Consider the following 9,523-nt stretch of genomic DNA (forward strand, 5'->3'; position numbering starts at 1 on the left):
CCTCAGTCCTTCAGTTGTACCGAGGTGATGCTATCGCAGGCAAGCCAGCTCCCACACAAGCCCGCTCCCACATTTTTAGTCCTGCCGCGTTTTTACAGGTCGCCGTAACCCAACGAGCGCAACGCACGCTCATCATCGGACCAGCCACCCTTAACCTTCACCCACAGGTTAAGCATGATCTTGGAATCGAACAGCAATTCCATGTCCTTGCGCGCCTCGGTGCCGATGCGCTTGATGCGCTCGCCCTTGTCGCCAATGATGATTTTCTTCTGGCCGTCACGTTCGACGAGGATCAGCGCATGGATGTGCAGGGTTTTGCCCTGCTGCTTGAACTCTTCGATTTCAACGGTGATCTGGTACGGCAGCTCGGCGCCCATCTGGCGCATGATTTTCTCGCGCACCAGTTCGGCGGCAAGGAAGCGGCTGCTGCGGTCGGTGATCTGGTCTTCCGGGAAGAAGTGCTCGTTCTCCGGCAGGTAACCGGCGATCACACGCTCCAGGGCTTCAAGGTTGTGACCGTGCTGGGCCGAGATCGGCATGATCTGCGCGTTCGGCAGTTGTTCCTGCAGCCAGGTCAGGTGCGGCATCAGCTCGGCTTTGTCTTCGATGCGGTCGGTCTTGTTCAGCGCGACGATCAAAGGGCCGGTGACGTACTGCACACGCTCCAGGACCATCTGGTCTTCGTCGGTCCACTTGGTGCGGTCGACCACGAAGATCACCACGTCGACGTCTTTCAACGCCGCCGAAGCGGTTTTGTTCATGTAACGGTTCAGGGCTTTCTCGCCGCCTTTGTGCATGCCCGGGGTGTCGACGTAGACCGCTTGCACGGCGCCTTCGGTCTTGATACCCAGCATGTTGTGGCGGGTGGTCTGCGGCTTGCGCGAGGTGATCGCGAGCTTTTGGCCGAGGATGTGGTTCAGCAGCGTGGACTTGCCCACGTTCGGGCGGCCGACGATGGCAACATAGCCACAGCGTGTTGCGGTTGAATCAGTCATGGCCATTCTCCACGCCCAGGGCAATCAGTGCTGCAGCGGCCGCTACCTGTTCGGCAATACGACGGCTCACACCCTGACCTCGGCTTTTTTCATTCAATAAGGTGATTTCACATTCCACGAAGAACACGCGGCAATGGGGCTCACCCTGGATATCCACCACTTCGTAGCGTGGCAGTTCGCAACCACGTGACTGCAGGTATTCCTGCAGGCGGGTCTTGGGATCTTTGTTGGTGTCGACCAGCGTCAGGCTCTCGATCTCCGAAGCCAGCCAGGCAACCACGCGCTCCTTGGCCATTTCCATGCCTGCATCGAGGTAGATCGCACCGATCAACGCTTCGAGTGCATCCGCCAGGATTGATTCGCGACGGAACCCACCGCTTTTCAGCTCACCGGAACCCAACCGCAAGTACTCGCCCAGGCCGAAACCACGGGCCAGCACGGCCAGGGTCTCGCCTTTCACAAGGCGCGCACGCAGGCGCGACAGCTGGCCTTCGCGCGCTTGAGGGAAGCGTTCGAACAGCGCCTCACCGGCGGCAAAGTTGAGGATGGCATCACCGAGGAATTCGAGGCGTTCGTTATTACGCCCTGCAAAGCTGCGGTGTGTGAGGGCAAGGATCATCAATTCCTGATCCTTGAAGGTGTAGCCGAGCTGGCGCTCGAGACGGCTTAGAGAAACGCTCACGGTTTACCCATATCTGTTTGGTGGCACCGGCGGCCATCGACGATTGACGCAGTGTTCAAATTCAAATCCTGGTTGGTGCAGCAAGGGGTCGGGCCAATGATTGTCCCGACCCCAGAAAAGCATTCGGCGCTGTGTTCACAGCGCCGCCTGTATTACTTGATCAGCCCGACCCGCGAGAAGTTCGGCAGGTGGCTGAGCTTGGACTCCGGCCAACTCATCCAGACCGCGAAGGCCTTGCCGACAATGTTCTCGTCGGGAACCATGCCCAGCAGGTCCTTGGGAATATTGGGATCATCCCAATACCGGCTGTCGTTGGAGTTGTCGCGGTTGTCGCCCATCATGAAGTAGTGCCCGGCAGGCACTTTCCACTCGCCATCAGGCATTGCACGGTAGCGGCTCATTTCCTTGCGAATTTCGTGCTCGACCGTGCCGAGTTTTTCCTGGTACAGCTCGGCGCTGCCCAAGGTGTTCGGCTCGGTGCCGATCAGCTTCTCGGCCACTGACTCGCCGTTGACGAACAGACGCTTGTCGCTGGTGTAGCGAATCACGTCGCCCGGCAGGCCCACTACACGCTTGATGTAGTTGACGTTCGGGTCGCTCGGGTAACGGAACACCATCACGTCGCCGCGCTGCGGGTCACCGACCGGAATGACTTTCTTGTCGATCACCGGCAGGCGAATCCCATAGGAAAACTTGTTCACCAGGATGAAGTCGCCCACTTCCAGTGTAGGTTTCATCGACCCCGAAGGGATCTGAAACGGCTCCACCAGGAACGAACGCAGCACCAGTACGATGAACAACACCGGGAAGAACGACTTGCCGTATTCAACCAGCAAGGGCTCTTTGTTCAGCTTCTCGACCACCACCGCATCGGGCTGGCTGACGCTGCCCTGATAGGAAGCGATAGCCGCCCGCCGACGCGGGGCGAAGAACACCAGATCGAGCAACGCCAGTAAGCCGCAAACGGCAACGGCAATGACCAGCAACAGCGGGAAATTTAGTGACATAGGACCTAACTATCCAACCTGAGCACCGCAAGGAAGGCTTCTTGTGGAATTTCCACGTTGCCCACTTGCTTCATGCGTTTTTTACCGGCCTTTTGCTTCTCAAGCAGCTTGCGCTTACGGCTTACGTCACCGCCGTAGCATTTGGCCAGTACGTTCTTTCTGAGTGCCTTGACGGAGGTCCGTGCAATGATCTGCCCGCCAATGGCGGCCTGGATCGCGACGTCGAACATCTGGCGCGGAATCAGTTCTTTCATCTTTTCGGTCAACTGCCGACCTTTGTAGTGCGCGTTGTCCTTGTGCACGATCAGTGCCAGCGCATCGACCTTGTCGCCGTTGATCAGCACGTCCAGTTTCACCAGATTAGCCGATTGGTAACGATCGAAATGGTAATCCAGCGAAGCATAGCCGCGACTGGTGGATTTGAGACGGTCGAAGAAGTCCAGGACCACTTCGTTCATCGGCAAATCGTAGGTCACTTGCACCTGGGTACCGAGGAACAACATGTCGTGCTGCACACCACGTTTTTCGATGCACAGGGTAATCACGTTGCCCAAGTGTTCCTGCGGTACCAGGATATTGGCCCGCACGATCGGCTCGCGCATGTCTTCAATGGAGGACAGATCCGGAAGCTTGGACGGGTTGTCGACGTAAATCGTTTCACCGGTTTTCAGCAACAGCTCAAAAATTACGGTTGGCGCGGTGGTGATCAGGTCCAGGTCGTATTCGCGCTCAAGGCGCTCCTGGATGATCTCCATGTGCAGCATGCCGAGGAACCCGCAACGGAAGCCGAAGCCCAGGGCGTCGGAGCTTTCCGGGGTGTACTGCAACGACGAGTCGTTGAGGGTCAGCTTTTGCAGGGCTTCGCGGAAATCTTCGAAGTCGTCGGAGCTGACCGGGAACAGGCCGGCGTAAACCTGCGGCTGGATGCGTTTGAAGCCCGGCAGCACGTCGACGTCAGGGGTGGAGCTCAAGGTCAGGGTGTCACCGACCGGCGCACCGTGAATGTCCTTGATACCGGCGATGATGAAGCCTACTTCACCGGCTTTCAGGTCAACGGTCGCGGTGTGTTTCGGGTTGAACACACCGACGCTGTCCACCAGGTGGATCTTGCCGGTGGATTTGACCAGGATCTTGTCGCCTTTCTTCACACGGCCATGGCGCACGCGTACCAGGGACACAACGCCCAGGTAGTTGTCGAACCAGGAGTCGATGATCAACGCTTGCAGCGGATCTTCGTAGTTGCCGGTAGGTGCTGGAATGGTCTTGACCAGGCGCTCAAGCACCTCGTCGACGCCCAGGCCGGTCTTGGCGCTGCACTCGACGGCGTCGGTGGCATCAATGCCGATGATTTTTTCGATTTCTTCTTTAACGCGATCCGGATCAGCCTGAGGCAGGTCGATCTTGTTCAATACCGGCATGACCTCAAGGCCCTGCTCGATAGCGGTGTAGCAGTTGGCTACGGATTGCGCTTCAACGCCCTGGCCGGCGTCGACCACCAGCAAGGCGCCTTCGCAGGCGGCCAGCGAGCGGCTGACTTCGTAGGTGAAGTCAACGTGGCCGGGGGTGTCAATGAAGTTCAGCTGGTACTTGATGCCGTCTTTTGCGGTGTAGTACAGGGTAACGCTGTGGGCCTTGATGGTGATGCCGCGCTCGCGTTCGAGGTCCATGGAGTCCAGTACCTGGGCTTCCATTTCACGCTCGGCAAGGCCGCCGCACATCTGGATGAATCGATCGGCCAGCGTCGACTTACCATGGTCAATGTGGGCGATGATGGAGAAATTGCGGATATGACTCAAATCACTCACGGATCAACACTCAAAAAGGCTGCAGGCAGATTGCCCGCTGAAAAATAGCCGGGAATTGTACCTGATGCTCAGGCCAGACGTCATCTTTGCTGACCAGAACAAAAATGCCCCACTCATACGAGCGGGGCATTTTTTGTGCATAAGCGCGGGCTCAACCGGCTCGGCGCAACAGCCAGAACCCGGCCAGGGCGCAGATGCCGGTCGGCACCAGTACCGCAAACAGCGGCGAGAAGCCGAACACCAGGCTTGAAGGCCCCAGCAGATCCTGGGCGATACGGAAGGTGAAGCCCACCAATACGCCGGTGAACACCCGCTGACCAAGGGTCACGGAGCGCAGCGGGCCGAAAATGAACGAGATCGCCATCAACACCAATGCGGCGGTGACCACCGGCTGCAACACCTTGACCCAAAACGCCAGCCAGTAGCGGCCGTTATTCAGGCCCTGATCCTTGAGGTAATGGATGTAGCTCCACAGCCCGGAGATCGGCAGGCTTTCCGGGATCATCACCACGGTGTTGAGCAGTTCAGGCTTCAGGGCGATGTCCCATTGCTCGGTCGGCACATTGATTACTTCAGTGCTGGCCTTGGTGCCCTGGCCCACATTGCGGAAATAGGTGGTGGTAACGTCGCTCAGTTCCCATTTTTCGGCGCTGTACTGCGCGCGTTTGGCGAAACTGGACGTCAACATGTGCCGTTCTTTGTCGAACGTATAACGCGTCACACCGATCAACAGGCCGCCCGGTTGCACGGCGTTGATATGGATGAACTCGTCACCCTGGCGGTGCCACAGGCCGTGCTTGGCGCTTTGCGCATCCCCCGAACCCTGGGCCAGGGCGCGATTGGCCTGGGCCGTTGATTCGGCCGGCGGAGCAACATATTCACCAATCAGCACACTGCAGGCCATCAGCAACAGCATCGGTTTCATGACCGCCCAGACGATACGGCCGATGGAAACCCCGGCCGCCCGCATGATGGTCAGTTCGCTGTTGCTGGCCAGGCTGCCCAAGCCAATCAGGCAGCCGATCAAGCCGGCCATCGGCATCATGTCGTAGAGACGACGCGGTGCGGTGAGCGCCACGTAGCTCAGCACGTCCGTGACTGTGTAAGTGTCGGTGACGTTGCCCACTTCATCAATGAAGGCGAACAACGACGCCAGGCCAAGGATGATGCCCAATACCGCCAGGATGGCGATCAGTACGCTGCTACCAATGTAGCGATCGAGCTTAGCCACGAGCCAACTCCTTCTGGCCACGACGGCTCTTCATTTTCAAACGTATAGGTTCCCAATAAAGCAGGCCCAGGCCGATCACCAGGAAGATGCCATGCACCCACCACAGGCCCAGGGTCGGCGACAACTTGCCTTTCTCCAGGGAGCCACGGGCAGAAATCAGGATGGTCAGGTAGGCCATGTAGAGCAGGATCGCCGGCAACAGCTTGAGGAAGCGGCCCTGACGCGGGTTAACCCGGGACAGCGGCACGGCCATCAAGGTCACGATGAACACCAGCAACGGCAGGGAAATCCGCCACTGCAGCTCGGCGATGGAGCGCAACTCCTGGCTGCCGAACAGCGAAGACGTCGGCAGTGCATCGCGGTCGGTCACCTCTTCACTGATCTCCGGCTTGGCCAGCATGACGCCATACGTGTCGTACTTGATCGCCCGATAATTCGCCAGGCCCGGGCTGCCGTCGTAACGATAGCCATGCTCCAGGATCAGGTAACGGCTGCCGTCAGGGCGCACTTCCTGGTGACCGCTGTCGGCCACCAGAATCGAAATGCCGCGGTCTTTCTGGTTCTGGCCAAGATTTTTCTGGGAAATGAACACACCCCCGAGGTTGGCGCGATCATCCGTCATGGTTTCGGTGTAGGTCACCCGCGTGCCATCGTTAAGCGCCTGAAAACGCCCGGGCTCCAGGGTGTCGAACTCAGTCATCGCATCCTGCTTGTTCAGCAGCAACTGGAATTGCATCGCCCCCTGAGGCGCCAGGCTCATGCTCAACCACGCCACCACCAGGGCAACGCCGGCAGCTGGCACCATGGTCATGGCCAGCAGGCGTTGCTGGCTCATGCCGGTGGCCGAAAGCACGGTCATTTCACTTTCGAGGTACAGCCGGCCATAGGCCAGCAAAATACCCAGAAACAGGCCCAGTGGCAGGATCAGTTGCAGGAAACCCGGCAGGCGAAAGCCCATGATCAGGAACAACGAGCCCGGATCCAGGGCGCCCGAGGCGGCCTGGGCAAGGAATTTGACGAAACGACCACTCATGGTGATGACCAGCAATACCGCACTCACGGCACTCAGGGTCAACAGGACTTCGCGGGACAGATAACGGAAGACGATCAAACCAGACACTCCAGGGTTGTCAGGCTAAGGCGGCCAAACAAGCAAGCATACCGAGTCGACCCGTTTACACGGGCCGGCTAAAAAGATGGCGCATTATCCTGTGATTGGCCGCGCCTGTCACGGTGCTTGCTCATGCACGTGCACAAAGCGTGCGGCAAGGGTTGTCAGGCTCCGCCGGCGAGGTTCAAACTGCGGCCTTTGTCGCGGGCGGCTTACAGAGCTGCCCAGCTTTAAAGCCTGCGTACAGACTCAGGCTCACAGACCTTTATAAGGGACCCGAAAATGGAATTGGTTGTAAAAAGCGTTAGCCCCGAAACGTTGAAAACCGCCACCCTCGTGGTCGCTGTCGGCGAAGGCCGCAAGCTCGGCGTCGCCGCCAAGCAACTGGATGAACTGAGCGGCGGCGCCATCAGCGCCATCCTCAAGCGCGGCGACCTGGCCGGCAAAGTCGGCCAGAGCCTGCTGCTGCAAAGCCTGCCCAACCTCAAAGCCGACCGCGTATTGCTGGTGGGCGTGGGTAAAGAAGCCGAACTGGGCGACCGTCCGTTCCGCAAGATCATCAGCGGCATCCTCAACACCCTCAAGGGCCTGGGCGGCGGCGATGCAGCACTGGCACTCGATGAAATCGTCGTAAAAGGCCGTGACAGCTACGGCAAGACCCGCCTGCTGGCTGAAAGCCTGGTAGACGGCAGCTATGTCTTCGACCAGTTCAAGAGCCAGAAAGCCGAACCTCGCGCACTGAAGAAAATCACCCTGCTGACCATCAAGGCCGCACAGGCTGAAGTGGAGCGCGCTGTCACCCACGCAACGGCAATCGCCAACGGCATGTCGTTTACCCGCGACCTGGGCAACCTGCCGCCGAACATCTGCCACCCAACCTACCTGGGCGAACAAGCCAAGGCGCTGGGCAAAGAGTTCAAGGGCCTGAAAGTCGAAGTGCTGGACGAGAAGAAGATCAAGGAACTGGGCATGGGCTCGTTCTATGCCGTGGGCCAGGGCAGCGACCAGCCGCCACGCCTGATCGTGATGCAATACAACGGCGGCAAGAAGTCCGAGAAGCCTTACGCCCTGGTCGGCAAAGGCATCACCTTCGACACCGGCGGCATCAGCCTCAAGCCGGGCCTGGGCATGGACGAGATGAAGTACGACATGGGCGGCGCCGCCAGCGTGTTCGGTACCCTGCGCGCCGTACTGGAGCTCAAGCTGCCGATCAACCTGGTGTGCATCCTGGCCTGCGCTGAGAACATGCCGAGCGGCGGCGCGACCCGTCCGGGCGACATCGTCACCACCTTGAGCGGCCAAACCGTTGAAATCCTCAACACCGACGCCGAAGGCCGCCTGGTGCTGTGCGATGCCCTGACCTACGCCGAGCGCTTCAAACCGCAAGCCGTGATCGACATCGCGACCCTGACCGGCGCCTGCGTGGTCGCCCTCGGCGCGCATACCTCAGGCCTCTTGGGCAACAGCGACGAGCTGATCGAGCAACTGCTCAGCGCCGGCAAATCGGCCGATGACCGCGCCTGGCAACTGCCGTTGTTCGATGAGTACCAGGAACAGCTGGACAGCCCATTCGCCGACATCGCCAACATCGGCGGCCCGAAAGCCGGCACCATCACCGCTGCCTGCTTCCTGTCGCGCTTTGCCAAGAACTTCAACTGGGCGCACCTGGACATCGCAGGCACTGCCTGGACCAGCGGCGGCAAGGACAAGGGCGCCACTGGCCGTCCGGTGCCCCTGCTGACCCAATACCTGCTGGACCGCGCCAAAGCCTGAAACTGAAGATTCCGGGGCGGCCCACACGCCGCCCCGGTCTCAGGAACCGCAATGACCCAAGTCGACTTCTATATATTGCCCAGCGCCGACCCGCTCGCGCGCCTGGACTTTGCCTGCAAACTCACCGAAAAAGCCTGGCGCATGGGCCACCGCATCTATCTGCATTGCAGCGATGCCACCCAACGCGACGAGCTGGACGCCCGCCTGTGGCGCTTCAAGGGCGAGAGCTTCGTGCCCCACGGCCCGGCTGAATCCGAACCCGAAGGCCTGGTGGTGCTGGGTCTGGGCGACAGTTGCGGCGATCACCATGACCTGCTGGTCAACCTGGACCTGAAAGTACCGGCCTTTGCCAAGGCTTTTGCCCGCGTGGCAGAAGTGGTGGTGGAAGACCCGGCTATTCGTCAGGCCGCGCGGGAGAGTTTCCGTTTCTACCGCGAACAGGGCTATTCTCTGCAGGATCACCGGCTACAACGACTTTGAGTACACGATGGACACTCCCAACCCGATAAAAAAAGACGACCACTTGCTGGACGACCTTGAGTCGATCCGTCAATTGCTCGGTGATGATGACTTGCAACCGCCGCTGTTGACCGAGACGGCCGACAGTGAGGTCCAGATTCCGCTGTTGTTCGACATGGTCGGTGGCAAGCCCGCTGCGCCGGAGCCTGTCGCACCCGCTGTAGAAACCGCCCCGACCGGTGCGGCCGCCGAAAAGGCACCCGACGCCCTGCTGCTGCACCTGGACAACGAACTGCGCGCCGCCGCGCAGTTGATCATGCAAGACGTGATCGACGATTTTGCCCCGCATATTGAAGCCGAAATCAAACGGCGAATGGATGCGCGCATGGAGCGGTTGCTCAGCCAATACCAGTCCTGAGCCCTATACATATCCCGTGTGGGAGCGGGCTTGCTCGCGAAT

The 9,523-nt window shown here is 59.6% G+C and carries 9 protein-coding genes; 3 read left to right on the forward strand and 6 right to left on the reverse strand.

The window, feature by feature from the left end; genetic code table 11:
* Positions 1 to 92: 92 nt before the first annotated feature.
* From era to lptF, 6 genes are all read right to left on the reverse strand, one after another.
* On the reverse strand, positions 93 to 995 hold the full coding sequence (era, locus tag WBB95_RS27295; protein WP_032886448.1) for a GTPase Era: 903 nt from the start codon (positions 993 to 995) through the stop codon (positions 93 to 95).
* A complete protein-coding gene (gene rnc, locus WBB95_RS27300; protein WP_424490400.1) occupies positions 988 to 1,677 on the reverse strand; it encodes a ribonuclease III in 690 nt (229 codons plus the stop codon). Before rnc ends, era begins: the two co-directional genes overlap by 8 nt.
* Before the next feature lie 152 nt (positions 1,678 to 1,829).
* The gene (lepB, locus tag WBB95_RS27305) at positions 1,830 to 2,684 is read right to left on the reverse strand and encodes a signal peptidase I (RefSeq protein ID WP_424490401.1); all 855 of its coding nucleotides are present in this window, start codon (positions 2,682 to 2,684) and stop codon (positions 1,830 to 1,832) included.
* Positions 2,685 to 2,689: 5 nt separating this feature from the next.
* The gene (lepA, locus tag WBB95_RS27310; protein WP_049709830.1) at positions 2,690 to 4,489 is read right to left on the reverse strand and encodes a translation elongation factor 4; all 1,800 of its coding nucleotides are present in this window, start codon (positions 4,487 to 4,489) and stop codon (positions 2,690 to 2,692) included.
* 151 nt (positions 4,490 to 4,640) lie between these two features.
* Entirely contained in the window at positions 4,641 to 5,720 is a 1,080-nt protein-coding gene (lptG, locus tag WBB95_RS27315) for an LPS export ABC transporter permease LptG (RefSeq protein ID WP_424490402.1), read from the reverse strand.
* Positions 5,713 to 6,831 carry an LPS export ABC transporter permease LptF gene (gene lptF / locus WBB95_RS27320; RefSeq protein ID WP_424490403.1) on the reverse strand — a complete coding sequence of 373 codons (1,119 nt, stop codon included), beginning with the start codon at positions 6,829 to 6,831 and terminating at the stop codon, positions 5,713 to 5,715. Before lptF ends, lptG begins: the two co-directional genes overlap by 8 nt.
* Before the next feature lie 282 nt (positions 6,832 to 7,113).
* Here lptF and WBB95_RS27325 point away from each other — a divergent pair, with 282 nt between their 5' ends.
* The 3 genes from WBB95_RS27325 to WBB95_RS27335 are packed head-to-tail and all read left to right on the forward strand — an operon-like array spanning position 7,114 to position 9,481.
* Positions 7,114 to 8,604, forward strand: coding sequence for a leucyl aminopeptidase (locus WBB95_RS27325; protein WP_424490404.1), 1,491 nt, complete (start codon positions 7,114 to 7,116; stop codon positions 8,602 to 8,604).
* 51 nt (positions 8,605 to 8,655) lie between these two features.
* Positions 8,656 to 9,084 carry a DNA polymerase III subunit chi gene (locus WBB95_RS27330; RefSeq protein ID WP_424490405.1) on the forward strand — a complete coding sequence of 143 codons (429 nt, stop codon included), beginning with the start codon at positions 8,656 to 8,658 and terminating at the stop codon, positions 9,082 to 9,084.
* A gap of 7 nt (positions 9,085 to 9,091) precedes the next feature.
* Complete coding sequence (locus tag WBB95_RS27335; RefSeq protein WP_424490406.1) at positions 9,092 to 9,481, forward strand: DNA polymerase III subunit chi; 390 nt, start codon at positions 9,092 to 9,094, stop codon at positions 9,479 to 9,481.
* The last annotated feature ends 42 nt before the right edge of the window (positions 9,482 to 9,523 follow it).

It is taken from the genome of Pseudomonas sp., from assembly GCF_049645325.1.
Taxonomy (GTDB): Bacteria; Pseudomonadota; Gammaproteobacteria; order Pseudomonadales; family Pseudomonadaceae; genus Aquipseudomonas.

Coding starts and splice junctions, on each gene's coding strand:
- WBB95_RS27330 (WP_424490405.1), top strand. CDS start 8,656: ATGACCCAAGTCGACTTCTATATATTGCCCAGCGCCGACCCGCTCGCG.
- era (WP_032886448.1), bottom strand. CDS start 995: ATGACTGATTCAACCGCAACACGCTGTGGCTATGTTGCCATCGTCGGC.
- lepB (WP_424490401.1), bottom strand. CDS start 2,684: ATGTCACTAAATTTCCCGCTGTTGCTGGTCATTGCCGTTGCCGTTTGC.
- WBB95_RS27325 (WP_424490404.1), top strand. CDS start 7,114: ATGGAATTGGTTGTAAAAAGCGTTAGCCCCGAAACGTTGAAAACCGCC.
- WBB95_RS27335 (WP_424490406.1), top strand. CDS start 9,092: ATGGACACTCCCAACCCGATAAAAAAAGACGACCACTTGCTGGACGAC.